Genomic DNA, 25,643 nt, shown 5'->3' on the forward strand with positions numbered 1-25,643 from the left:
CCTCAGCCGCCCATGCGCCGCGCCAGCCGCGTTTCAAGCTGGACCATGGCGTCATAGATCAGCACCGCAAACAGGCCGACCGCCAGCCCGCCCTGCACCACAAATGCGGTGTTATTGGTCAAAAGCCCCGCGATAATCACCTCCCCCAAGGTCCGTGCTGCCACGGTCGAGCCGATGGTCGCCGTCCCAAGCGCGATGACCACCGACAGCCGAATGCCCGTCAGGGTCACCGGCAGGGCCAGCGGCAGTTCCACCCGCCAGAGCCGCTGCCAGCGGCTGAGCCCGATGCCGCGCGCGGCCTCCATCGTGGCGGGCGGCAGGTTGGTGAGGCCCGTAACCGCATTCTCGAAGATCGGCAGCAGGCCATAGAGAAATAGCGCCACCAACGTCGGCCCCGCCCCGAAACCCAAGGCCGGAACGGCCAGCGCCAGCACCGCCACGGGCGGGAAGGTCTGGCCCATATTTGTGATGGTGCGCGACAGCGGGCGGAAGGCCGCGCCCGCCGGACGGGTCACGAGGACCGCCAGCGTCACCGCCACCACCGTCGCCGCAGCCGAAGCCATGGCTACCAGCGCCAGATGGCTCAGCGAGAGCGACAGAAGAGAGGCGCGGGTGTAGATCACCGGACCATTCTCCGGAGCCAAGGGCGCCAGCAGCGGGGTGAACCACTCAGGCTGCAGGACCAACGCCAACAGCACCGCCACCAGAAGCGGCCGCAGGAACCAGCCGATCCTCATGCGTGCTGCCCGGCCCGGGCGCGGATTGCGTCGAGGGTCACCCGGCCCATCGGCACCCCGTCTTTCGCCACCGGCACCGCCGCGCGCCCCGTCCACAAGCAGGCCGAGAGCGCGTCGCGCAGGCTCGCATCGTCGGGCAGCGCTTCGCCTTCGGCGCTGCCCTCTTCCACCAATTGGGCGACGGGGATCAATGAAAGAAGCCGCAGGGGCCGCTCCACATCGCCGACCATATCCGCGACGAAATCGGTCGCGGGTGTCGCGATGATCTCGGCAGGGGTGCCGTGTTGCACCAGACGCCCCCCGTCCATGACCGCCACCCGGTCGCCCAGCCGGATCGCCTCTTCCATGTCGTGGGTCACCAGCATGATGGTCGACCCCAGCCGCTGCTGGATGTGCCGCAGGTCTTCCTGCGCGCGGGTGCGAATGATCGGATCGAGCGCGCCAAAGGGTTCGTCCATCAGCAACAAATCGGGCCTTGAGGCCAAGGCCCGCGCAACGCCGACCCGCTGCTGCTGCCCGCCTGACAGTTCCGCCGGATAACGGTCGCGGAATTGCGCGGGGTCCATCGAGAAAAGCGCAAGCAGCTCATCCACCCGCGCCGCGATCTTCTCGCGCGGCCAGCCCAGCAATTGCGGCACCGCGCCGATGTTGCGCCCCACCTTATGATGCGGGAACAGCCCGTGGCCCTGAATGGCATAGCCGATGCGCCGCCGCAGGATATGCGGCTTGACCGAAAGGGTGGAGTCGCCATTGATCCGCACCTCGCCCGAGGTCGGTTCCTCCAACCGGTTGATCATCCGCAACAGCGTGGTCTTGCCTGAGCCTGAGGTGCCGACGATCACCGTGATCGTGCCCGTCTCCACCGTCATCGACACGGAATCCACCGCACGAATGTCGCCATAGGTCTTGGTGATGCGGTCGATCTCGATCATGCGCTGTCCTTTGGGGTCTTGCGGGTCAGTTCGACCAATATGTCCATCACGATGGCCGCCGTCAGGGCCAGCACCACGGTCGGCAGGGCACCCAGCAGGATCAGGTCGGTCGCCGTTTGGTTCAGCCCCTGGAAGACGAATGTCCCGAAGCCCCCGCCGCCGATCAGCCCGGCGATGACGGCCAGCCCGATGTTCTGCACCAAGACGATGCGCAGCCCGGTGAGGATGATCGGCAGGCCCAGCGGCAGTTCCACCCGCAACAGCCGTTGCAGCGGCGTCATCCCCATGCCCCGCGCGGCCTCAAGCGCCGCCGGAGGGGCCGAGCCCAGCCCCGCCACTGTATTGCCGACCACAGGCAGCAGCGAATAGAGCACCAGCGCCAGAAAGGCGGGCGCAAAGCCGATGCCCGCGATGCCAAGCGCACGCGCGCCGGGCAAATTGGCCCCCACCCAGCCGAGGATTGGGATCATCAGCCCGAACATGGCAAGCGAGGGGATGGTTTGCAAAAAGCTCAACACCGGCAACGTGGCCCCGCGCAACCCGGCAAGCCGGTGGCAGAGCACGCCAAGCGGGAAACCGATCACCGCCGCCGCGGCGAGAGAGCCGAAGGCCAGCCCAAGATGGCGGAGGAACTCCCGGCCAAAGGCATCGGCCCGGCTGGCGTATTCCTGCATCACCGAAAGCTCCGACAGCGCCCCCGACCACAGGATCGCGCCAAGCACCGCAAGCACGCCCGCCAGCACGGCCCCGCGCATCAGCGGCCCCGGCGCCATCGCGGCGAGCGCATCTGCCATGAGCAGCATGAAAACGACCAGCAAGCACCAGAAGCCCACCGAGGGCGAGACACGGGCATAATCACCCGCCTCGGCCAGCAGGCCGGAGGCGCCTTGGGTCAACAGCCACAACAGCCCGCCCAAGCCCAAAGCCGCCCCGGCAATACGCAGGCCATTGCGGCCCGCAGGCAGCCCCATCAGCAGCCCCGCCCCGATCGCCGCAAGCCCCGGCAGCACCACCGGCAGGCTGGCCACGCCCCATGCCATCACCCCTTCGCCCGCCACGATCCGGTTGGCGGCAAGGGTCATGAAAGGCACGCAAAGTGCTGCCGCGCCCAGCACAGCGAACAAAAGCCCCGGCGCAGAAATCCCTGCGCCGGGGCCAATTATTGTGCGGGCGGCGGAGATCAGTCCAGCACCCCGGTCTCGGTCAGATAGGAGCGTGCCACGGCTTCCGCCGGCTCCCCGCCGACTTGAATCCGACCGTTCAGCTTTTGCAGCGTCGCCATGTCGAGCCCGGAGAAGATCGGGTTCAGCACTTCGGCGATCTGGGGTATTCCTCCAACACCTCGGCGCGGACGATGGGGGCGGGTTCATAGACCGGCTGCACGCCCTTGTCGTCTTCCATCACCACCAGGCCCGTGGCCCCCACGCCGCCATCGGTGCCGTAAACCATCGCCGCGTTCACGCCCGATGTGCCACGCGCCGCCGCCTGAATGGTCGCAGCCGTGTCGCCGCCCGACAGGATCACGGTCTGATCTTGGGTCAGTTCGAAACCATAGGTCTCTTGCATCGCGGGCAAGACAGCCGGAGAGGACACGAATTCGGTCGAGGCGGCGAGCTTCACCTCACCGCCCTCGGCCACCCATGCGCCGAAATCGGACATGGTGGTGAGGTCATTTTCCTCGGCCACCGGGCCGGTCACGGCGATGGCCCAGGTGTTGTTGGCCGGTGCGGAGTCGAGCCATGTGACGTTATTCTCACCGCCGTCCAATTCCTTGGCACGGGCATGGGCCTTGGCCGCGTCTTTCCAGACATCGCTTTCCGCTTCGTTAAAGAAGAAGGCCGCGTTGCCGGTGTATTCGGGGTAAATGTCGATCTGGTCCGACAGGATCGCTTCGCGCACGACCTGCGTGCCGCCCAGTTGCAGACGCCGCTCTACCGGCAGACCCGCATCTTCGAGCGCCAGTGCGATGACGTTGCCCAACAGGCCGCCTTCGGTGTCGATCTTCGACGATACGGTGATCTCAGCCGAGGCGGCAGAGGCCAGAGTGGCGGCAAGGCCAGCGACGACGGCAGTGGAAAGAATGCGGGGACCCATGGGCGAGAACTCCTTGAAACAATGGCCTGACACGGCGACATGCCGTTTGAAAACGGTAAAGTAGCTGGCGATTTCGCGAAACCAAGGCGGGATTGCACAGCGGCGCGGAATTTTTACCGCCCCAAGTACGACAAAGGGCGCGCCCGGAGTGACCGGACGCGCCCTTTGCCTTGCCGCCACGCGCCGGTCAGGCGGCGCGGGCGGCCTCCGCCTCACGCGCGGCGCTGCGCTTGAAGAAAAGGAAGTAGAGCACCGGTGCCGCGATCAGCGTCAGGACAGAGGCAAAGGCCAGCCCGCCCATGATCGTCGCCGCCATCGACTGGAAGAAGGCATCCGACAACAGCGGCAGCATCCCCAGAATGGTCGTCGCGGCGGCAAGGAAGACCGGGCGCAAACGCGAGGTCGAGGCGGTGACGATAGCCTCTTTCAGGTCCAGCGTCGGATCGGCGGCACGGGTGAGGTCGATCTCTTCGACCAGCACGATGCCGTTCTTGATCAACATCCCCGAGAGCGACAAGAGCCCCAGAAGCGCGGTAAAGGTGAAGGGCAGCCCCGTCCCCAAAAGCGCCAGACTGACCCCGTTCACCGCCATCGGCACCAAGAGCCAGATGATGATCGGCTGTTTCAGCGCGTTGAACAGCAGGACCGAGATCAAAACCATGATGATGATGCTGAAGGGCAATTGCTTGCCCAAGGCGGCCTGCGCCTCGCCCGCGCTTTCCAATTCGCCCCCCCATTCCATGGCATAGCCTTCGGGAATTTCCATCGCCTCGATGGTTTCCTGCACCTCGGCCTGCACCTGCGCCGCCGTGACGCCGCGCGGGATATCCGCGCCCACGGTGATCACATCGGCCCGGTCGCGGCGGTAGAGCAGCGTGTCCTGCGGCTCGAACCGGAAACCGTCGATCACCTGCTCCATCGGGACGAGCGCATTGGTGTTTTGGGCATAGATCACATGGTCCGTCAGCGCCAAATCGGCATCCTGCGGGGCGCGGATCACGATGGGGATCTGACGATCCCGCTCGCGGAAGGTGCCGCCGCTGGTGCCTTCGGTGGCGAATTTGAGGGTCTCCGTGATCTCGGTCCGCGAGATGCCAGCGTCCTGCGCGCGTTCTTCGGCATAGATCGGACGCAGCACCAGTTCACGCTCGCGCCAGTCCTGACGCGGGGTGATGATATTGTCCGACGCCGCCTGCATCCGGTCCATCGCCTCATCCGCCAGATCGCGCAGCACATTGGGATCGCGGCCCGAGAAGCGCACCTCGATCGGGGCACCGCCGCCGGGGCCAAAGGCCAAGCGCTTGGCCCGGAACTCCCCTTGCGGAACCGCATCTGCGGCGAAAGCCTCAAGCGCGTTCATCTCGTCTTGGATCACCTCAAGCGAAGACACCCGGACGATCAGATGCCCATAGCTGGGGTTGGGGTCTTCGGCCTGATAGGTCAGCATGAAACGCGCCGCCCCCTGCCCCGCGTAGGAGGTCACGTCTTCGACATTGTCCCGCGCCACCAGCCAGTCTTCGAGCACGGCCAGATCGTTGGAGGTCTGATGGATCGACGACCCTTGGGGCAGTTTGTAATGCACGAAGTAAAGCGGCGTGTTGCTGTCGGGGAAGAACTGCTGCTTGATCTGACCAAAGAGGGCATAGCACACCGCCGTCCCGGCAATCAGCGCCACGATCACCAGCCAGCGCAGCTTGAGCGAGGCACGCAGCACGGCGGCATAGCTCTTGAAGATCGCCCCATCATAGCCGCCAGCCCCTCCTTCGACGCCACGTTTGAAAAAATAGTGCCCCAAAAGCGGCGTGGCGGTGATGGCCAACACCCAAGAGAGCAGCAGCGAAATCGCGATCACGGCAAAGAGCGAGAAGAGGAATTCGCCCGTGGCATCGGGGCTCAGCCCGATCCCGGCAAAGGCCATGATGCCGATAACGGTCGCCCCCAAAAGCGGGATCTGCGTCTTGCTCGCCGCCTCGGTCGCCGCTTCGCGTGAGCTTTTGCCCTGCTGCATGGAGATCTGCATCCCCTCGGCCACAACGATGGCGTTGTCGACCAGCATCCCCATCGCGATGATCAACGCCCCGAGTGAGATACGTTCCATCTCAATCGCGCCGAGCGCCATGAAAAAGAGTGTCCCAACCACCGTCAGCAACAGGGTAGAGCCCACGACCACCGCCGCGCGCCAGCCCATGAAGACGGCCAGCACGGCCACAACGATGGCGACCGACATGGCGAGGTTCAGCAAAAAGGCGTTCGACGCCTCTTCGACCACCGCGTGCTGGCGGTAGATGGACTCGATCGAGATGCCCAAGGGCAGCGTTTCGCGCAGCTGCGCAAGCTTGTCGTCCACCCGTTTGCCGATATCGACGATATTCTCGGTCGCGATCCCGGCCACCCCGAGAGTAAAGGCCTCCTGCCCGTTGTGGCGGATCACCAGATCGGGGTTCGCCTCCCGGGTGCGGTAGATGTTGGTCACATCGGCAAGGTTGATCACCTGACCGCCAACCCCCACCGACAGGGCGGCGATCTCGGACACGCTGTCAGAGCCTTCGGGCCGCTGGATCAGGGTGCGCCCGTCCGCGTCTTGAATGGCGCCGCCGTCGACGATCTCATTCGCGCTTGATACCGCGCCAACAATGGCCGAGGGCGGAATGCCAAGCGTGGTGCTCAGCGCAAGCTGCGGTTCGACATAGATGACCTCGTTGGGCAGGCCCGAAAGCGCCACATCCGACACACCATCGACCAGCAGCAATTCGCGCCGCAGATAGCTGGAGAGCTCGTTGACCTCGGCGTCGGAATAGCCCTCAGCCGTGACGGCGTAGTAAAGCCCGTAAACATCGCCGAAACCGTCGTTCACATAGGGCTGTGTCGCCCCGCTTGGCAGGGCTGCCTCATTCACGCGGTTGCGCAGTTTGGTCCAGATTTCCGGCAGTTCCGACCCATCGAAGGTGTCCTGCATGTTGACCGTGATCCACGACAGACCGGGCTGGTTCATGGATTCGACGTCCTTGATCTCGGACATCTTCTGGATTTGCGATTCCAGCGGTTCGGTGACCTCAAGCGCGACCTCTTCGGCAGAGGCACCGGGGTATTGGGTCACCACCACCGCCGTTTTGATGGTAAAGGCCGGGTCTTCGAGACGGCCAAGGGTGGCAAAGCCCCAGATGCCGCCCAAAAGACAGGTCAGCATGATGATCCAAGTATAGATCGGGCGGTTGATCGACAGACGTGCGATATCCATGCGCTCAGTCTCCGAAACCGACGAAGCGGCGCACGGCGGCACCGTCTTCAAGCTGGCTTGCGCCGCTCACCACGATCTCTTGCCCATCGGAAAGCCCGGCTTCGACTTTGACATCGCCGCGCGCGGTGGGGGTGATCTCAACCGCGGTGCGGGTCACGGTGCCTTCCCGCGCGCCGGTGGGGTCAAAGACCATGACATAGGTGCCACGGTCATTGCCGACCACGATGGCGGTATCTGGCACGATGATGCTCGACCCGCCGATGTTCAGCGTGGCGCGCACCTCGACCGAGGCGCCGGGCAGCGGCACGAAATCTTCGGGCAATTCCGCCCCAAGGGTGATGCTATAGGTCTGGCCGACATCCGCCGTCTCGGCGTTGTATTCGCGTATTTGCATCGGGTAGGTATTGGCGTTGGCCGGGAACTTGGCCATGAACCGCACGCTGGGGTCGCGCCCTGCGCGCAGGAACAGGGTTTCGGGCACGTCGATCTCGACCCGCAACTCGGACATGTCATGCAGGCGCACCACCGGCGTGCCCGCGCTGACGGTCGAGTAATTAGGCACCAACCGCGAGGCGACAATCGCATCGAAGGGCGCATGGAGGGTTGCGTTCTCAAGGTCGCGCTCGGCGTTGCGCACGGCGATATCGTTGACCGTAACGGCGGTTTCCGCATCTTGCAGATTGACCTCGGCCACCGAAGACCCGGCGAGCTTTTGATAACGCTCCATCGTCCGGCGCGCCTGCGCGTCATTGGCCTGCGCCTGCTCTAGCGCCAGTTGAAACGGCTCCAGATCCATCCGGGCGACGACCGTGTCCTCACTGACCGTGGCCCCCTCTTCGACCGGGAATTCCTCGATCTGACCGCCGACTTGAAAGGCAAGGTCCACGGTTTCACGTGCAACCACCTTGCCAAAGAACACGCGCTCAACCTCGGCGTCGCTGACCTTGACCGTTTGCAGCTTTACCACCGGCATTTCGGCGGCAGCCACCATCGGCGCGGCGACACCGGCGGCCAAGGCCAGCGCAAATCCCAACACCCGCCCCGCGCCGGTCCCGCGCGTCGTCTCAACAAGCCATTTGGCCATGGTCAGTCTTCCTTATGTATAGCATCCGGCACGGGCCCAAGGGCGGCGGTCAGACTAAGTTGTTTGAGGGTGCGCAGCTGCGCGAGAAAGTGGTCACGGTCCAGCGCATGCATGCCAGCGGCTTTGGCGGAACGTTGGATGAAATCGGCCAGCGCTTCGACACTCAAGCCATTGCGGGTGATCGACGCCTCATAGGGCATCAGCACGTCGTAGATCACGCTGCTGAAACGCCCGGCGGAACATTGCAGCGCCTCCTGGCTGACAGCATTGGCCCCGGCGATGAAATCCTGCGCATTGGGCATCGCCTGCATCGTGTCATAGCCGCGCACCACCATCCGATCAAAGATCAGATCAAGCTGCGCCGCCAGATCGGTGGCATTGGGCATCTCTTCGGCGATCTCTTCCAGCGCCAATTCTGTGTAGCGCCCAATCAGCCCGCGCAGAATGTCATCCTTGTTGCGAAACCGATTGTAGAGGGTCTGGCGCGAGACACCCGCCTCTTCGCAGAGATCACCCATGCTGGTGCGCTTGACCCCATAGCGGGAAAAGACATGCAGCGCAGCGTCAAGCACGGTCTTTTCGAGTTCGGTCATGCGGGCTCCTTAACATGGGTCAAGGCGCAATTGGACATTTGAACCAAATATGTCAACCTGTAAATCGGCGACCATGCAGCCCGCGCAGATCACAATCGCGTTTCGCGCATGGAGCGCGCTTTAGGGCGCGGAAATCAGACTGCCGAGATAGAGCGTGAGCGGCAGGGTGAAAAAGCTGAGCAGCGTCTGCGTGGTGATGATCGCGGCCATCAAGGGCGCATCGCCGCGCATCTCACGCGCCAGCGTATAGCTGGCCACCCCCGTCGGCAGCGCCGCGAAGATCAGCGCGATTTGCAGCGTCAGCGGCGCAGGGTTCAGCACCAGTGCGGCCAACAAGACCGCCAGCGGGTTCACCAGATGTTTGCCGATGATCGACAGGCCGATGACCGAGACCGAGCCCGACAACCCGCGCAGCCGCAGGTTGGCGCCGACGCAAAGCAGCATGATCGGCAGCGCCGCATCCCCCAAAATGCGCGCGCTTTCATGCAAGACGGGCACATGGTGCAGCCCCGCGAAGTTAAAGAGCACGCCTGCCAGAATGCCCAAGATCAGCGGGTTCTTGACCAAGCCTTTGAGGATGGATTTGCCGCCGCCGCCCAACTGCCGGGTCATCAGCGTCACCACTGTCACATTCACCACCGGCACCAGCAGGGCCGAACCGAGAACGGCAATCTGTAGCCCCGCCGTGCCAAAGACGGCTTCGGCAATCGCGAGGCCGATGAATGTGTTGAACCTTGCGCTGCCCTGCATCAGCGAACTGCCCTGCGGCGCGGCATAGGCCCGACCGAACAGCCAGCCGCAAAAGATCGCTGCAAAGAACCCGGCGTAGAGCAGCAGGGCATAGTCGCCCAAGCCACCGCTGAGGTCCGCCGCCGAGATCTTGGCAAAGAACAGCGCGGGCATCAGCACCCAATAGACCAGCCGGTCATTCAGGTTCCAGAACTTGGTCGAAGGGATACCGCCCCGGCGCAGGCCATAGCCCATGAGGATCAGCGCGAAGACCGGCGCGATGGCCAGAAAGATAGTAAACATATTAACCGCCCGGAAGGATCGCGCGGACCCTAGGCGCGGCTTGGCCCAGATGCAACAGGGAGCGTTGCCTCAAACGGGCGGCCCCGGCCCCAAAGGGCCGGGACATGGATCAATCACGGATCAATCGCTGCCGTGCACTGCGATTTGGGCGTCGGGTGCGGGGCGGAACTTCCACTGCACCGCAAAGATCACCGCCGCCACTGCGATGCCGATGAGGTCGGTCATCAGACCACCCGCGATCATGCAAAGCGCCGCGAGGATCAAGCCCAGCCGGATGAACCAAGCCGCCCCGCTGCCCGCGAACCAGCCCTGCATGCCCGAAGACAGCAGATAGACCCCGAAGATTGCCGTGACACCGGCGCGGATCACCTCGAACCACGTGCCGTCCATCAGGATCGCGCCGTTGTAGAAGAACATGAAGGGCACGATGAAGGCCGAGATGCCGATCTTGAAGGAGGCCACCGAAGTCTCCATCGGGTTGGCGCCCGAAATCCCCGCCGCGGCATAGCTCGCCAGCGCCACGGGGGGCGTGATGGCCGAGACGACGGCGAAGTAGAAGACAAAGAAATGCGCCGTCAGCAGCGGAATGCCCAGTTGCACCAGACCGGGCGCCACGACCGAAGCCGCCACCGCATAGGCCGCCGTGGTGGGCATGCCCATGCCGAGCAGAATGGCGATACACATGGCAAAGAACAGGGCGAGGAATTGGCTCGCCTCTGCCAGCCCCAGCAGCACGGAAGAGAAACGCGCGCCGACACCGGTCAGGCTGATGACACCCACGATGATGCCCGCACAGGCGCAGACCGCGATGATCTGGATCGACATGATCCCGGCCAGGTCAAAGGCTTTGACGATGCTGCGCGGCCCCATGCGGAAGGGCGTGAACCACGACACCACCGCCGCTGCCGCCGTCGCCAGCGTGCCCGCGCGGATGATCGAATAGCCCATGAACAGCGCATAGATCAGGATGATGATCGGGATGAACAGAAACACCCGGCGCAGCATGTCCTTGAGCTTGGGCAGTTCCTCGGAACGCATCCCGCGCATGCCCAGCTTGGCCGCTTCGAAATCCACCATGAAGTAGATCGACACGAAGTAGAGCACCGCCGGGATGATCGCCGCCACGGCGATATCGGTGTAGGGGATGCCCGTGATCTCGGCCATGATGAAGGCACCCGCCCCCATGATCGGCGGCATGATCTGCCCCCCGGTCGAGGCGGCGGCTTCGACCGCGCCTGCGGTCCGGGCCGGGTAGCCCACCTTTTTCATCAGCGGAATGGTCAGCGAGCCTGTCGCCACCACATTGCCCGCCGAGGTGCCATTGATCATCCCCATAAGACCCGAGGCAAAGATCGCGACCTTGGCTGGCCCCCGCGCGAGCGGCCCGCCGCGGCAAAGGCGAAGTTGACGAAATAGTCCCCCACTTTCGATGCCTGAAGGAAGGCCGCGAAGATGATGAAGAGGATGATATAGGTCGATGACACCGCCGTGGTCGGCCCCAGAATGCCCGCATCGGTGTAGACTTGGCTAAAGAAGCGGGTCCACTGGATGTTGGGCGCGTTCAGGAAGCCCGGCAGCATGTCCCCGACGAAGACATAGACCAGAAAGACACCCGAGATCACGATGAGCGCAAGCCCCGCCACGCGGCGCGTCAGCTCCATGATCAGCGCGGTGCCTGCAACTGCGGCGATAGAGATGCCGATGGGCGCAAAGGGCGTGCCCGTCGAGTTGCGCATCAAGGTGCCGTACATGGTGATCAGGTAAATCGCCACGGCCACCCCGCAGATGGACAGCAACAGGTCCGCAGGCGAAACCTGCCCCCGCTCGCGTCCGCGCAGCCAACCCACGACGATGCCGATGGCCGTCGCCGCCACCAGCGGCAGGCCATAGTGATAGATTTCAAGGGTCTTGAACTCGGGGCTCATGCCGTTCCACTGGGTGCCGCCAGCGATCTGGCTGGCGATGCTCCAAGCGGTCCAGATCGAATAAAGCGCAGGGATCATCGCAGCCCATGCCACGAAATCCAGCGGATGACGGCCCTGCCCCTTGCCTTCATCCACAAAGGCGCGGGCGGAATAGAGGGTAAAGCCAAGGATCAACGCACCCGCGATGTGCACGATGCGGAAATTCCACGTCTCCATCGGGAAGGTCGGCAAAAGCGGGATGCGGATGCCGGTCAGCTCTCCGATCGACATGCCGTTGAGCGCCGCCATGTGAAAGAAGGCATAGATCGCCGACATGGCCGCAACGACCAGATAGGTCCGCCCGGTGAATATGCGGCGATTGCTTTCTACCGGTTCGTCATCGACCCCTTCGGCGACAATCGGGCCCTGCGGGTCGGCGGCGCTATGCTGGTCTGTCATGGAGGCTTCCTTTCCCGATATCTGCGCGGGATCTGTCCCGACAATCAGGCGGGATGATGGCAAGATGCCGCCCCGATTAGGGACGGCATGCAAGTTTGTCTAGGCGTTCGCTTAGTTGCCGTAGATCATATCGTCGGAAATATCGGCATCCGCGTTCTCTTTAAACCAAGCTGCCGCACCGGGATGCCATTTCAAAACGGTGTTCTTCTCCCAGTTCTCAGGCAGGGTCGAAGCCGCCGCTTTGTGAATGCCCTTCATCCGCTCATTGTCGGACATGACGACATCCACAGCCGCTTTGACGAAGGATTCCGGCAGATCGCAGTTGGCAATCGCGAAGTTCCACATGGAGACCGAACGCGCGCCCTCTTCCAGCGTGGTGTAGGTGCTGGCGTCGATGGTGAACTCGGACACCGGGAACTCTTCGAGCAGTTTGGCCTGCTCTTCCTCGGTGAACTCGATGATGTTCACATCCGTCTGAACCTCAAGCTGGCTGACCGCAGGCACCGGCACACCGGCAGCAAAGGCGATCACGTCCAGCAGACCGTCCTGCAACTGCCCGCCCAGATCGGTCCAACCGCCGTTGCGACGCTCATACTCGACGCCGAGCGTGTCCATCATGCGCGGAAAATAGGTGTCTGAGGTGGAGCCCGCCGGGCCAAAGCCGATCTTGGCACCCGCCGGAATGTCAGCGACCGAAGAGATGCCCGAGGACGACAGCGCGGTCACGGAGAAAGGTGTCTGATACATCGGGAACATCGCGCAGGCTTGGGTCATTTCAAGACCGGGGGCGATGGGGTTGGTGCCGGCCAGCGATTCCGCCGCCGGGCCCATTGTGGTCATGCCGAAGGCCGCCTCGCCGGTGTGGACCAGCGCCATGTTCTGCATCGGGCCGCCGGTGACTTCGCCACCGCCGGTCAGGCCCAGTTCCTTGGCCACAAGGTTCGCCCAGCCCGAGCCATAGGCGAAGTAGGTGCCGCCTTGGCTGGCCGTGCCCACGGTGAAGCTGCTCGGCCAGTCGGATTTATCCATGTCCTGAGCGGCGGCAGCGCCTGCCAGAATGGTGCTTGCGGCGAGGATTGCGGTGAATTTCATGTCTCTCTCCCTTGGTTGCTCTTAACGGGCGTCGGCACAGGGTGCCGCGCGCCGCCGCTGTATTCAGCTTGTTCGGCCAATTAACTGTACTCCGGCAGGCAGAGGCAAGTCCGAATTTGCCGCAAAATGCGAGATGCGAAAGAAAGAGACCGCCTGCCGTTGGGTCAATGGCGTTTTCCCTTTCGGTCCCCGCCTGAGAGCCAGAGATGCCCCATGGAGAGAATCACATGGCGAAAGGCTGCCCCGCGCCGCACCCGGTCAGAAGCTGTGCCAGACCCCGACTTTGACCTTGGTCACAGCGTTGGTGAATTCATGCGAAAGGCCCAGTTCCAGAAAGCTGTTTTCCGAGACCTTGATCACATGCGACGGCGCAAAGGCCAATGTCTCATCCCCGTCTGACGGGGCCGCGAACTCCAGCTTGAAAATCGACAGATTGCCATTGTCATGGTTGATGCCGAAGCTGCTGTCGATCTTGCCCAGTGTTTCGCCGTCTTCGTAAATGGCAAAGGTGCTTTCCACCCCCAGCCAGCCGCTGCCCCAAGCCCCCGATACCGGACGCCCCCAAGACAGGCCGGGACGCAGGGCCGCCACCGCGCTGCCATCCCGTTCGGCCCAGCCAAGACCGACTTCGGCGGCGAAAACATTGTCCCCACCCGAGAGTTCAAGCGGATAGCGCAGAAAGGCGATGGCGCTGACTTGCCCCGCGCTTTGGCTCTTGCCGATGTCGAGGCCGAAGGTCAGTTTCTCGGTCACCCCGTATTCGTAGTAAAACGCGCCGAAATCGCCAAAGTCGGGGCCATCTGCGGTGGTCTCATAGGACAGGGAGACAAAGCTTTTGTCTTCGCCCCGCGGCCAAGCCGCCGATGCCACATCACTTGCCGGGAGGGCGATGGTACCGATGGCCGAGAAGACAACAAGCCGGGGCAAGAACCGCCGCGGGAGGTCAGAAGGCATTTTCGCTGTTTTGCGCATGGTAAGTTCCGCGTGTTCAGAGCCGCGAGAGGCTGAGGGATGAGGTATTAAACGATCGACCGAATGAAATCCGCGAGCTTCAGCGGTTTGAACGGTTTGTGCAGAATGTGGTCTGCCCCGAGGTCGCGAAACTTCCTCTCCGACTCGGGCGAGGTTTTGGCGGTGCACATGACGATCTTCGTGTCGTCCAAATTCGCATTGGCCCGCGCACAGCGCAGTACCTCCATACCATCGGGGGCGGCATCATCACATCCAGCATGATTACGTCAAAAGACTGCCTCTCCATCGTGGCAATCGCGTCGAGCCCGGTCCCCGCGAAGGTCGGTTCAATGTCATCCTCGGTCATGATCGCAAACTCGATCAACTCGCGGATGTCATCTTCGTCATCGACGAACAACACTCTCATACCGATGCCCCCTGCTTGGGCGCGGCGCCTGTATCCCGGGCGAAACGCACATAGAACGTGGTGCCGGGGTTCTCATCGCCGTCCTCTTCCGAGCGTGTCTCAAAGCTCACATCGCCACCTTGTCGCAACACCAACTCCCGCGTGATGGCCAGCCCCAGCCCCGTCCCATTCGCTTGGTTTTCGCGAGAGTGCACAGGGTCAGCGAACCTTTTGAACATACGATCATGGGCGGCTCTTGGGATGCCCGGCCCCGCATCGCAGACATAGAACGTGACCCATTGGTCGTCCACCTCGGCACCGATTTTTACCGTACCGCCGCGCGGGGTATATTTTACCGCGTTGGAAATGAGGTTGGAGAAGATTTGCTGCATGCGCACGGTATCGACCCGCACATAGGCCTCCTGCGCCGCATCGGGGCCTCTGTGAATGTCGAGTTGCACGTCGCGGTTCACCCCATAGCCGGTGTTGGCCGCGATGGCTTCCGACAGCACTTCCGACACCGCGACCCGCTCGGTCTGGATGCTAAGTTGGCGCTGGTCGATCGCCTGAAGGGTCAAGATATCGTTGACCAGTACCAACAGCCGGTCGGCATTTCGGGTGGCCATCGACAACAGCTTGCCCGCGTTCTTTGGCATGCTGTCGCCAAAGCGGTCATGCAGGATTTCGAGCGATCCGGCCAGCGAGGTGAGCGGCGTGCGCAGTTCGTGATTGACCGAGGTGACAAAGGCCGTGCGCGCCGCCACCAGACGCTCTTCGGCAGAGATGTCCTGAAGCACGTTATAGGCGATGTAATCCCCATGCAGATGCAGCTTCATCACCCGGCATTGCACCGCCACATTCTCGTTCTCGGCGGTGGTGATCTGAATGCGGTGAACGGCCACGTCTTCGTCCATCTGCGAAAAGGGCGGGACCATCCCGCGGAGCTTTTGCACGGCTTCGATGTCTGAGGACACACCCATCAACGCACGCGCCTTGCGGTTGGAGCGGTGCAGCTTGTTGTTGTCGTTATAGACGATCAGCCCGTCGCCGACATTCTCAAAGATCGCGTCAAATTCGCTCTGCGCCACGCGGATCCGTTCGCGGTGCCGTTCGGAAGTGCGCAGGGCCTGCGCCAATTGGGTCGACTGCCGCCGCGCGCGGATCGCCGCATTGATCACCGTCAGGAACAGGATCGTGGCAAGCCCCACGAAAACCAATGTGCGCTGCCAGTAATTTTGCAGCACCGCCCGTTTGCTGCGCGTCACGTCGATATAGAGGTCCAGCGCCGGAATCTCCTTCCGGGCGCGGAACACGGGCGTATCGGGGTCGCGCGGAGGCCGCCCCGAAACAAAGGCCCGCTCTCCGTTGGAGGTTACCACCTCGACATACATGTCCTGTTGCATCCCATCTATCGCCAGCAATTGCGAGTAGTAATCCTCGCCCAGCGAAGAGGCCAAGACCCCGCGTGACCGGCCATCCATCCCGATCAAGGGCCATGCAATCGGGGTCAGACGCCGCCCCGTGGCCCGCGACACGATGGGCACCCCGACCGTGTATTCATCCACATCAAGGCCAATCGCAGCCTGAAAATAGGCCCGGTCCCCAAGGTACTGCCCCATCAGGGGTTTGGCCGTGGCCCAAAGCACGATCCCATCGGCGCCGATCAGCACAAGCGCATCGACCTGCTCGGTCTCCTGCACGGCGGCATTCATCAGATCGCCGTATTGCGCCTCAAACTGCGCGGGGTCGCTCAGGCGCGCGGTCGACAGCTCATCAATCAGCCCCCACATCCGTACATTCGCAACCGAAAGTGAGGCATCGACCGCCTGCTCGTAAAGCTCCGCGAAATGCTCAAGCTCCACCTCGGCCCGGGTTGTGGCGCGGTTGTAGTCGGACCAGGTCAGAGCCGCGAGCCCGACGAAATAGGTCACAACGACCGTTGCGATCAGCCCCCAGAAGAGCGTTTGCGCGCGCGAAGAGGGTTCCGCATCGGCTTTGTTGGTGGGCTCAGTGCTGACCATTCTAGGCTTGGTGTCCTATGTCATTGGCGGCAAGGCAGATGCTGCCCGGCGCGCTTGTTATTCCAGCACTTTCGACGCCTTGAATGCCCCGCGCAAGCGAGGTGGCGACAGCCGCGTCCGAGGGCGGCACGACACAGGCGCTGACGCTCAAGGGCCGCGAGGTCCAGCCTTCTTTCACGGTGGCCGAGGCCTCAGCCACGGCTGAGATAAACTGCTGCGCCCGCGCTTCAAGCTGGGCGCGATCCGCCTGGAGCGCGCCATAGACGAAAAGGTCATCCTCCCAATGGGCGAACCCGTCTTGCGCGGGAATTTCGACCTTGCCGAAAAGCCCGGCCACGAGGCGCTGAAGCTCTTGCCGCTGCGCGCGCGCCGCATCGGATTGATCACGGTCGCCATCAATACGAAAGACGATCAGGCCGAGGTCTTTTTGCATCGCGGGCGACAGCGACATCAGATGCCCCTGAAACCCGGATTTGCTGCCCAAAAGGCTGGGCACCGTGGCCTCTGACACGCTCGGCGCGGCACGGCGGCGGGCGCCGCGGTTTTCGCCCGAACGGCGGCGGTCCAACTCGGATTTCAGCCGCAGGCAACTGCGCATACGGGCCTGAAGCTCAATCCGGTTGAAGGGTTTCGTGACATAGTCGTTGGCCCCCGCCATGAAGGCTTCGGAGAGAGACCCCATGTCTGTTCGGCTGGTCAGCATAATGATCGGCACATCGCTCCATCTGTCCAAGGCACGGATACGGGCGCAAAGCTCGATACCATCAATATCGGGCATCATTATGTCCATCAGGATCAGGTCCGCCGTGGCCTCATCGCTTTCGATCGCGTCGAGTGCACTGCGCGGATCGATGAAACTGACGACATCGTCAAAGCCAAGCTCAGAAAGCGTCGCGCTGATGAAATCCTGCGCGATATCCGAATCGTCGACTGCGATAATTCGTGGGCTCATGATTTTAATTCCACTCGTTAACTCTTTCAAAAACACGCCATCGGCTGTTTTGAAAAACCTCCTCATACCCGGCATCTGCGATTGCTTCAGCTGCGGGAACCTGCGCAGAATTCTGTCTGCTGTGGCCTGCCCTTCCGCCTGTTGCGGGACCACGATGTACCTTGTGCGCGGCACGCCCCCTCAAGCGCCCAGTCGTAGGCAGGCTCACCGGCGATCACCAGCCGGTCGATATTCCCCAGACCGACGACGATCTCGGGGTTTCTCTCAACATCTACCATAATATCAGACTTGTCGCGCAAGAATGAAACGACCTCTCGCGCGGGCGGGACGCTGCGTTTTCCGCCCCGAGCATCGCGTTGCTCCAAGCGCGGGTCTCGTCATGGGCGACATGGCGCATCACCAACGCCGAGGTCAGCAGCGACAGTGCCAACAGCGCGATGGCAATCGGCTCGCGCAGGGACAGGTTCGGCCAAAAGCGGATCGCGGCGACCAAGACCCCCAGCATGGGCGCCAGCGCCATGGCCGGGTCGCCTTCGACATGGAAAAAGACGTTGAGCGTATAGCCGCCCAGCACCGCCCCGACCGCTGCCAAGAGCGGCATGAAGAGACGCGGCACCATGATATTGCGCAGGATCGCGATAAGGGCCGCCGGGCCCAGCCCGGCCAGAATGACCAGATGCTGCCGCAAGGTCAGCGGCGTGGCACTTTCCGACAAAAGCGGGATAAGGCGGCTGTCGAAGATCATGCTGACGAACATCAGCGCCCCCACGGCGGCGGCCACGGGATAGAACATCGCCACCAGATAGCCCGTCGAGGAGACCGCGATCATGCTGGGCCGTGCCGCGACGATCATGAAAGGCATCGCCCCGAGGCAAAGCATCAGGCCATAGCTGTCCGACAGGGCCACCACCAAAAGCCCCACGGCCACTTTCATCATATCCGGCGCGTTGCCCGTGAGGCGCAGATTGACGATCCCGCGTGCGAAAAGCCATGTGCCCAAGATGCAAAACATCGTCTCTGGCCCATCGGCCAAGGCGCGCAGGAAAAACGGGTTCAGCGCCAAGAGCAGCACCACCAGCGCCGAGGTCACGCCCGAAAACCCGCCCGTGTCGCGCAGGTTGAGGAACCACAGGACCAGCAGCCCCGCCCCCACCAGCGCGGAAAGCACGAAAGGCACCGGCACCTGCGTATCGGGCAAGACCGCCTGCCCCAAAAGCGACAGCGCATAGGGCACGGGCGGGTAGAAAGCATCGCTTGCCTTGAACTGCGCTGGCCCCTCGATCTGCACAATCGACTTGGCCCAAAGGTCGGTCACATCCATCGACAAAAAGCCATGCGCCTCAGTCCAGCCGAGGGTGAGCAAAAGCAGCAACGCCAGCGCGACAAAGCCGAAAGACCATGAGGCGGCGCGGATCATTGCGCGGCCTCCGTCGCTTCGGCACTGGCTTCGGCCACCTCATTGGCGGTGTGTTTGGACAGGCCGTGCTGGGTCTTTTCCCAATAGAACGGGTTAAAGATCAACTGCGACAGCGCCTTGTAAGAGGCCACGGTCATCAGCACCCAATAGCCCACCACGGTGATCCCCCAAGGCGCCAGATCGGTCCACCTGCGCCGGAAGGGTGCGACCATCGTGAGATAGATCAGCAGCCCATTGCCCGCCAAGAGGTTCACCAACGACAGATAGAGCACCGGCAGCGGGAAATAGGGGGTGATCACCTCGGTCCCGAAGATCAGCCAGATGGCGAAGATCGACCAAAAGACCGGGTTCAACAGGCCCGAGAGCACCGTGCCCCCGATGAAGAAGACAAAGCCAAAGACGCCCGCCGCCCCGACCGATTGCCACAGGTGAATGGGTCTGCGGCTGTGGACGAGGAAAGTTTGCATATAGCCCTTGATCCAGCGCGAGCGCTGGCGCACCCAGTTCGGGATCGAGACATTGGCCTCTTCAAAGGTCGTGGAATCGATGACGCCCACGCGGTAGCCCTTCTGCGTCAGACGAATGCCCAGATCGGCGTCCTCGGTCACGTTGAAGGGATCCCATGCGTTCAACTCGCGCAGCACGTCCATGCGGAAGTGGTTCGAAGTGCCGCCCAGCGGGATCGGCACGCCCAAACGCTCCAACCCCGGCAGCATCAGGTCGAACCACAGCGAATAGTCCAGCGTGAACATCCGCGTCAGCCAGTTCTCCCGCGCGTTGTAGTAGTTCAAACGGCATTGGATGCAGGCGGTATTGGGCGCGGATTGGTTGAAGGCGGCGATGACCTTTTTCAACTGATCCGGTTCGGGCTTATCCTCGGCGTCGAAAATCACGAGGAAATCACCCTGCGCATAGCGCAGCGCAAAATTGCAGGCCTTGGGTTTGGTCTGCGGGTGGGAGGCCGGGACGCGGATGATCTCGAACACGCCTTCAAGGTCGAGCTTGCGCGCCGCGTCGATGGTCTCGTGATCACCCTCTTCCAGCACGATCTTGATGTCGAGCTTGGCCAGCGGATAGTCGAGGTTGCGCAGCGCTTGGGCAAGGATCGGCAGCACCTCGGGCTCGCGGAACATCGGCACCAGCACGGTATAGATCGGCAGGTCTTCGTCGCGCAGCAGCGATGCCTCGGCCGCGATGGCCCGCGATGAGGTTTCCTGCGCAGCACCGCCGAGCCAGACCAGCAGCGCTTTGAACAGGAAGTTGCCGGTGTAGAACACCGTCAGCAGGACGTTCAGCACGATCAGCGTGGCTACGGGCGCAAAGGCCAGACCCAGCAGCAGCGCCGAGATCAGGAGGTAGATCACCAAGATTTGCGGCGGGGTCACGACGTTCTGCGCCGACATATCGGGGTCAAGCTCGGCCAGCGCAAAGACCGCCTCATGCGAATGTTTCTCGCGGAAGGCGCGTTGCAACTGCCATGACACATCGAAATGCGAGGCCACGACGATGGTCACGCCAGAGCCATAGACCTCGCGGATATGCAGCAGCGTGCGCGGGCCGGGGCGCGAGGTGGCCACCGTCAGCGTGCCATCCTCTGCCCGGCCAATCGGCACCGTCATGAATTGGTTCATCACCACCGGATCATACTGGCGGATCAGATCGTCATCGGCGCGGTCCTCGATCAGATCGACCAGCGCGAGCCCGTGGTAAAAGGCGATCTCGCGGTAGAGTGTCTGCGTGGTCAGCCAGCGCCGCGACAGAAGAACCTTGACCAGAGAGACGTTCCACTCCTCGGCCAGTTCCTCTGCCGCGTCGAGCTGTTCCGCCGTCAGCGCGCCACGGTCAAGCAGCAGCGAACCAATGGCTTCGCTTTCGGCATCCAACGGCACGGTGGCTTACGTCTCGTCTTTGCCGCGGCGGGCGCGGTAGACGCGCTGGAACACGATCAGCACAAGCAGCGTCACCAGCACCCAGATGGCCCCCACGATCCAGGGTCGGTACTTGGCCAGCATCTGAGCAAGGCTGGTGCGGTCGGGGTAGACGACATCAACAAGCGGGCTGCGGTCGGTGGCGGTGGCAAGGATCACCCCCTCCTGCCCGATCAGCGCCAGATCGCCGCGGTCCAGCATCATGGGGCGTTCGGGCGTCAGCTCTGGTGCAGGGCCATTGCCCGGACGCAGCCACAGGCCACGGGTGTCGCCCCGGGTGACGATCTGCACCACGCCAAGCCGCGACAGGTCTTCGCCCGAATAGATCAGGTTATCTTGACGGTCGCGCACCTCAATCCGGCCCTGATCGAAGGTGATCAGCGGCTCTGCATCGCCGGGGTTCTGGTCAGAGATTACAAAGAAAGGCTCATCCCCCTCAAGCGCCTCGACCGAGGCGCGCGGCAGGATAGGCGCGCGGTCCGGGATCACACTGCCCGCGACACCTGCGAGCCACGGCAGGGTCTGCGCGAAATCAAGCGAAAGCGCGGGGTCGAGCACGACCTGAACGCCATCGGCGAATTCCTGTCGCAGGGTAAAGAAGTCCCGATCCTGCGCTGTGGAATCCGAAAGAAGCAGGGCGCTGCCGGGCAGAATTTGCGCCGGATAGCCCTGCGGTTTGAAACGACATTCGCCGCCCGAAGGCTGACGCTGGATCGACACCCGCAGCAGGTTGTCCCGGCCCAGCAGGCCGCTCGGGACCGAAAAGGTAAGCTGCTCGGGCTTGCCGCTGCCAAGCGGGCGGTTGCCCAACAGCGTGTCATTCAGAAAGACCGAGGCCGTCGCCCCCCGCCCTTCGGGGTCAAGCGCTGCGGCGACATGCAGGTTCACGCCAGACACGCCCTTGCCCGCCGGAAGGTCGGAGGATTGGAACGGCACGAAGAAGTCTTCGGTCGAGACCACGGGACGCGGGGTGAGGTCGCCCTCCAGCGCCGACAGCGGCAAACGGTCGTCAAAACGGGCCGGTCCCCCTGCCACATCGACCACGGTCGCGCCTTCGTTCGACAGGGCCGACCATTCCGAGACCAGTTGCCACAGCCCCACCTGCGGATCGCTGCCGCGCAGGTTCAAGACGGGCAGCCCGGCTTGATTGTCCACGGCCATCTCGCTCGCCACGCCCGAGGTGGTCACGTCCAGTTCGATGACCCCTTCGGCCCATGCACCCGATGTGCTGACCCCGTCGCCGCCAAAGGTCAGCCGCCCGGCCTCAGCGTCAAACAGCGCTGCGGCGCGGGTCGCAGCGGCCAAGGCCGCGAGGGAGTCGTTGCCCCCGATGGCCAGACGCGTATCCGCAGGGCGCAGCCCGGCGAATGCCGCCGATGTGTCGATCTCAGACGGGTCCAATTGCAAGGTCACGGAAGAAGCCGCCGTGATCTCAAGAAAATCCCCCGAGGCGCGTTCGTCCACGCAGACCCGATCGCTGAAAGCCCCGGAATAGGACAGGCCCACGGCGATAAACCCGCCCGACACGTCCTCGGGGCTAAGCGGGACCGGAACGCTCAGCCGCCCTGCCCCATCGGGCAACGCCTGCGAGGTCACCGGACGGCCCGCGACCGAAACCTGCAAATAGCGATCCACCTCGGTGGTGGAGGCATGTTCAAGCTCAAGCTGCAAACGGCCCGAACTCAGCGCGTCCGGGTTGGGCAGCGGAATATAGATCGTCGCATTGCCCGATAGCTGCCGGAAGGACAGACCGTTTTGAAAACCAAGCTCCGCCAGATCGAAGGTCCGCGCGATCAGCCCCTCTTGGACCTGCTCTGTGGGGGGGTCGCCGCATCCTCACCCGGGGCCGTTTGAGCGTGAACTTGAAACGGCGCCAGGGCCGCCAACAAACCGATTGCGGGATACTTCATGGATAGGCTTTCTTAAATTTTTTCAGCGGCACTGCGGGCATCGGCCAGAGCCGTTTCAATTATACGAATGTCATCGGTCGACAAGGGCGCAGAGGATTCATCGGCATCTTCAGCCACGCGCAGCCCCTTGCGCAGGCGATCTTCGATCTCGGCATATTCCAGCATCGCGGCATTGCCAGCCAGATCGTGCAGCATGCGGTGGACCTTGCGCGCCTTGGTCTCGCGCGGGTCGGCGCCATCCGTCTCGCGCAGCGCATCGGCCACGGCCTGCAACCGCTCCGGCATCCCTTCGATGAAGCGCTTTCGCGTCGCGGCGACGCGTTGTTCATATGTCTCGGTAGGTGCCACAGATCGTCCTTCGTACCCGCCCGCAAAGAAGCCCAGATAGCTCGTTTAGATTATTGTTCGAAACCTGTCAGAATTATGGCGCAATGGGCGATTTTCTAAGTTTTTAAGCGTGAATGCCCAAAATTTGAGCCGTTGAATTTAGGCAGCCGCCGCGCTGCCCGGCAAATGCGCAGCCCGCCTCACTAGCCGGCGCCTTCAGACCAAATGGAAGACGGGCGCGACATGCCGCGCCCGCCTTCTCCGATCAGCTTTCCAGCGCCGCAAGAACCGCATCGCCGGTAATCGGCAGATGACGCACCCGCGCCCCGGTGGCGTTGAAGATCGCATTGGCAATCGCCGGGGCGATGACCGTGGTGCCCGGCTCTCCAAGACCCACGGGCACTTCCGTGCTCTCGACGAAAGCGACCTCGATCTGAGGCACATCGACCATCCGCAGCGGCGTGTAAGACCCAAGGTTCAGGTCGACGACATTGCCGTCTTCGATCCGCGTGCCCTCATGCAGAGCCATGGACAGACCCCAAAGCGCCGCGCCCTCGCATTGCGCGCGCGCGCCGTCGGGGTCGACCACAGTGCCGCAATCGAAGGCCAGCCACATCTTCTCGACCGCGACGTCACCAGTTTCGGCATCCACCGCCAGTTTCACGGCGGCGGCGGTCCAAGTCGGCATGGTGCGCGATTGGCCAAAGGTGGTGGCGATCCCGATTGCCGTGCCCTCGGGCAACTCCGTCTGGCCATAGCCTGACATCTCGGCCACGCGCTGCAAAACAGCCGCTTGCCGCGATGCCCCGCCCACCGCATTGGGGGCGGAACCTGCGTTGAGACCCTCGGCCTTCAGGTGATCCAGACGGAACTGCAACGGATCGGCGCCGACTTTATGCGCCGCCTCATCCATGAAGCTTTCAACGGCGAAGTTGGTCCAGCCCGGCCCGACCGAGCGCAGCCACCCGGGGCGGAAGGTTGCATTGGCCAGATCGTTCGAGATCGCCCGCACGCGATGCGCCCCGACCGAATACCAGTGATCCGCGCCGTCGATGGCGAAGGGGTCATAGGGTTCTTCGTTGACGCCCTTGGGCATGAAGCCCGGTGCCATCACCTGCGTCGGCCAACCGGCAGCGGCGTGATGCTCCATCCCGGTGATGGCTTTGCCCTCATCGAAAGCCATGCGCAGCTTTTGCACCGAAGGCGAGCGGATGCTGTCGAACTGGGCGTCTTCCTCGCGGGAGAAGACCAGCTTCACCGGCTTGCCCACGGCCTTGGAGGCGAGCGCGGCGGGCACGATGTAGTCGCCGTTCAAACGCCGGCCAAAGCCACCGCCCAGCATATAGCTGCGCATCACGATCTTGTCGGCGGGCACCTCCAGCGCGGCGGCCAGCGTCGGCAGGATCAGTGATTGCCACTGGTTGCCTGCATGGGTCTCCCAAACGCCATCGGCGTTTTGGAAGACGGTCGCGTTCACCGGCTCCATCTGGAAGTGCAGCACGGATTGCGTGGTGTATTCGGCCTCCAGCGTCTCGGCGGCGGCATCGAAAGCGGCGCGGGTCTCAGGCTGCTCGGTATGCAGGATCGACCCGGCATCGCTGTCGATCAATTCGCGAGAGCGGGCTTGGATATCGTCTTCTGAGACATCCGCCGTCTCGCCCGCCGTCCAATCGACGCTGATCTCATAGGTGGCCATCCGCGCGGCATGGAGCGTCTTGCCCAGCACCACGACCCAGCCCGGCACCGTGCCCGAGGGATCGTCCAGCACCACAGTCTCAAGATAGCCTTTGACCTCTTTCGCGGCACTGTCATCGACTGAATTGACCTTGGAGCCATAGCGCGTCGGCGGCAGCATCGGCACGCCATAGACCATGCCATCGACCTTGGCATCCAGACCATAGATCGCCTGCCCCGTGGTTTTCGTATCCAGATCAAGCGGATGCACGTCCTGCCCCACGAGCCGCAGATCGGCGTGAGGTTTCAGCGGCAGGGCCGCCAGTTCGTCTTCGGTAAAGCTGCGGTCGAGCCCTTCGGCCACCAGATCGCCGTAGCTGATGCTCTGCGTGCCATCGGTCACGGCCCCGTCGCGCGCAGTCAGACCGGCGGGATCGACGCCCCATTTGGCCGCCGCCGCTTCGATCAGCGCGGTGCGCCCGGCGGCGCCCGCCTGACGGTAGACCGGCCAGCTTTGCCAGATCGACCAGCTGCCGCCGGTGACCATCAGGCCCCATTTCTCAGCCGTGTCGACATGGGTGATATGCACATTTTCCCAAGCGACTTCCAGCTCATCGGCCAGAATGCGGGCGATGGCGGTGCCGACGTGCTGACCCATCTCGGCGCGGATGATGTTGACGTTGACCTGACCTTCGGCGTCGATCCAGTACCACATCGACGGCTCAAAGGGCTGGCCATTGGGCGCGATCGGCGTGCCATCGGGCACGGCAGGGTTCATCGCGGCATTCGACGCCTGCGGGAAGCCAAAGGCAACGCCCGCGGCGGTCATCGACACCAGAAACCCGCGGCGGGTCATCTGCGGTTGCGCGTCGGAGCCTTTCAGGCGGGACAT

At 63.1% G+C, this 25,643-nt stretch carries 17 protein-coding genes and 3 pseudogenes; all 20 read right to left on the reverse strand.

Going from position 1 to position 25,643, the window contains the following annotated elements; all coding sequences use genetic code 11:
• Positions 1–2: 2 nt before the first annotated feature.
• Entirely contained in the window at positions 3–737 is a 735-nt protein-coding gene (locus CUR85_RS03865) for an ABC transporter permease (RefSeq protein ID WP_067262438.1), read from the reverse strand.
• The gene (locus CUR85_RS03870) at positions 734–1,669 is read right to left on the reverse strand and encodes an ABC transporter ATP-binding protein (protein WP_067262440.1); all 936 of its coding nucleotides are present in this window, start codon (positions 1,667–1,669) and stop codon (positions 734–736) included. Before CUR85_RS03870 ends, CUR85_RS03865 begins: the two co-directional genes overlap by 4 nt.
• A complete protein-coding gene (locus tag CUR85_RS03875) occupies positions 1,666–2,784 on the reverse strand; it encodes an ABC transporter permease (protein WP_280322859.1) in 1,119 nt (372 codons plus the stop codon). The genes CUR85_RS03870 and CUR85_RS03875 overlap by 4 nt, the downstream gene beginning before the upstream one ends.
• A gap of 65 nt (positions 2,785–2,849) precedes the next feature.
• Positions 2,850–3,763, reverse strand: a pseudogene (gene osmF / locus CUR85_RS03880) (glycine betaine ABC transporter substrate-binding protein OsmF).
• A gap of 187 nt (positions 3,764–3,950) precedes the next feature.
• Positions 3,951–7,001 carry an efflux RND transporter permease subunit gene (locus CUR85_RS03885; protein WP_067268053.1) on the reverse strand — a complete coding sequence of 1,017 codons (3,051 nt, stop codon included), beginning with the start codon at positions 6,999–7,001 and terminating at the stop codon, positions 3,951–3,953.
• Between the two features lie 4 nt (positions 7,002–7,005).
• Positions 7,006–8,085 (reverse strand): efflux RND transporter periplasmic adaptor subunit, encoded by a 1,080-nt coding sequence (locus CUR85_RS03890; protein WP_082852162.1) that lies wholly within the window; start codon positions 8,083–8,085, stop codon positions 7,006–7,008.
• 2 nt (positions 8,086–8,087) lie between these two features.
• The gene (locus CUR85_RS03895) at positions 8,088–8,678 is read right to left on the reverse strand and encodes a TetR/AcrR family transcriptional regulator (protein ID WP_067268055.1); all 591 of its coding nucleotides are present in this window, start codon (positions 8,676–8,678) and stop codon (positions 8,088–8,090) included.
• A 120-nt stretch (positions 8,679–8,798) separates the two neighbouring features.
• Positions 8,799–9,710 carry an AEC family transporter gene (locus CUR85_RS03900; RefSeq protein ID WP_067268057.1) on the reverse strand — a complete coding sequence of 304 codons (912 nt, stop codon included), beginning with the start codon at positions 9,708–9,710 and terminating at the stop codon, positions 8,799–8,801.
• Between the two features lie 120 nt (positions 9,711–9,830).
• A pseudogene (locus CUR85_RS03905) lies at positions 9,831–12,073 on the reverse strand (TRAP transporter permease).
• A 111-nt stretch (positions 12,074–12,184) separates the two neighbouring features.
• Entirely contained in the window at positions 12,185–13,165 is a 981-nt protein-coding gene (locus tag CUR85_RS03910) for a TAXI family TRAP transporter solute-binding subunit (protein WP_067268061.1), read from the reverse strand.
• A gap of 258 nt (positions 13,166–13,423) precedes the next feature.
• Entirely contained in the window at positions 13,424–14,119 is a 696-nt protein-coding gene (locus CUR85_RS03915; RefSeq protein WP_067268063.1) for a hypothetical protein, read from the reverse strand.
• 65 nt (positions 14,120–14,184) lie between these two features.
• Complete coding sequence (locus tag CUR85_RS03920) at positions 14,185–14,364, reverse strand: response regulator (protein ID WP_280321814.1); 180 nt, start codon at positions 14,362–14,364, stop codon at positions 14,185–14,187.
• 23 nt (positions 14,365–14,387) lie between these two features.
• Positions 14,388–14,543, reverse strand: a pseudogene (locus tag CUR85_RS20505) (response regulator); the annotation flags it as partial.
• Complete coding sequence (locus CUR85_RS03925; protein ID WP_067268067.1) at positions 14,540–16,543, reverse strand: ATP-binding protein; 2,004 nt, start codon at positions 16,541–16,543, stop codon at positions 14,540–14,542. The pseudogene CUR85_RS20505 and the gene CUR85_RS03925, both read right to left, overlap by 4 nt.
• A 1-nt stretch (position 16,544) precedes the next feature.
• Positions 16,545–17,495 carry a response regulator gene (locus CUR85_RS03930; protein WP_067268069.1) on the reverse strand — a complete coding sequence of 317 codons (951 nt, stop codon included), beginning with the start codon at positions 17,493–17,495 and terminating at the stop codon, positions 16,545–16,547.
• A 271-nt stretch (positions 17,496–17,766) separates the two neighbouring features.
• A complete protein-coding gene (locus CUR85_RS03935) occupies positions 17,767–18,912 on the reverse strand; it encodes a hypothetical protein (RefSeq protein ID WP_280321819.1) in 1,146 nt (381 codons plus the stop codon).
• The gene (locus CUR85_RS03940) at positions 18,909–20,801 is read right to left on the reverse strand and encodes a glycosyltransferase family 2 protein (RefSeq protein ID WP_067268074.1); all 1,893 of its coding nucleotides are present in this window, start codon (positions 20,799–20,801) and stop codon (positions 18,909–18,911) included. The genes CUR85_RS03935 and CUR85_RS03940 overlap by 4 nt, the downstream gene beginning before the upstream one ends.
• A gap of 6 nt (positions 20,802–20,807) precedes the next feature.
• On the reverse strand, positions 20,808–22,637 hold the full coding sequence (locus CUR85_RS03945) for a cellulose biosynthesis cyclic di-GMP-binding regulatory protein BcsB (RefSeq protein WP_343245468.1): 1,830 nt from the start codon (positions 22,635–22,637) through the stop codon (positions 20,808–20,810).
• A gap of 125 nt (positions 22,638–22,762) precedes the next feature.
• Complete coding sequence (locus CUR85_RS03950; protein ID WP_067268078.1) at positions 22,763–23,098, reverse strand: Hpt domain-containing protein; 336 nt, start codon at positions 23,096–23,098, stop codon at positions 22,763–22,765.
• A 244-nt stretch (positions 23,099–23,342) separates the two neighbouring features.
• Positions 23,343–25,643 (reverse strand): xanthine dehydrogenase family protein molybdopterin-binding subunit, encoded by a 2,301-nt coding sequence (locus CUR85_RS03955; protein ID WP_067268080.1) that lies wholly within the window; start codon positions 25,641–25,643, stop codon positions 23,343–23,345.

Source organism: Sulfitobacter faviae (assembly GCF_029870955.1).
In the GTDB taxonomy this organism is placed as follows: domain Bacteria; phylum Pseudomonadota; class Alphaproteobacteria; order Rhodobacterales; family Rhodobacteraceae; genus Sulfitobacter; species Sulfitobacter faviae.

Excerpts from the sequence above, each read along its gene's own strand:
- CUR85_RS03865 (WP_067262438.1), bottom strand. The coding sequence starts at position 737 with ATGAGGATCGGCTGGTTCCTGCGGCCGCTTCTGGTGGCGGTGCTGTTG.
- CUR85_RS03870 (WP_067262440.1), bottom strand. The coding sequence starts at position 1,669 with ATGATCGAGATCGACCGCATCACCAAGACCTATGGCGACATTCGTGCG.
- CUR85_RS03885 (WP_067268053.1), bottom strand. The coding sequence starts at position 7,001 with ATGGATATCGCACGTCTGTCGATCAACCGCCCGATCTATACTTGGATC.
- CUR85_RS03890 (WP_082852162.1), bottom strand. The coding sequence starts at position 8,085 with ATGGCCAAATGGCTTGTTGAGACGACGCGCGGGACCGGCGCGGGGCGG.
- CUR85_RS03895 (WP_067268055.1), bottom strand. The coding sequence starts at position 8,678 with ATGACCGAACTCGAAAAGACCGTGCTTGACGCTGCGCTGCATGTCTTT.
- CUR85_RS03900 (WP_067268057.1), bottom strand. The coding sequence starts at position 9,710 with ATGTTTACTATCTTTCTGGCCATCGCGCCGGTCTTCGCGCTGATCCTC.
- CUR85_RS03910 (WP_067268061.1), bottom strand. The coding sequence starts at position 13,165 with ATGAAATTCACCGCAATCCTCGCCGCAAGCACCATTCTGGCAGGCGCT.
- CUR85_RS03915 (WP_067268063.1), bottom strand. The coding sequence starts at position 14,119 with ATGCCTTCTGACCTCCCGCGGCGGTTCTTGCCCCGGCTTGTTGTCTTC.
- CUR85_RS03920 (WP_280321814.1), bottom strand. The coding sequence starts at position 14,364 with ATGGAGGTACTGCGCTGTGCGCGGGCCAATGCGAATTTGGACGACACG.
- CUR85_RS03925 (WP_067268067.1), bottom strand. The coding sequence starts at position 16,543 with ATGGTCAGCACTGAGCCCACCAACAAAGCCGATGCGGAACCCTCTTCG.
- CUR85_RS03930 (WP_067268069.1), bottom strand. The coding sequence starts at position 17,495 with ATGAGCCCACGAATTATCGCAGTCGACGATTCGGATATCGCGCAGGAT.
- CUR85_RS03935 (WP_280321819.1), bottom strand. The coding sequence starts at position 18,912 with ATGATCCGCGCCGCCTCATGGTCTTTCGGCTTTGTCGCGCTGGCGTTG.
- CUR85_RS03955 (WP_067268080.1), bottom strand. The coding sequence starts at position 25,643 with ATGTCCCGCCTGAAAGGCTCCGACGCGCAACCGCAGATGACCCGCCGC.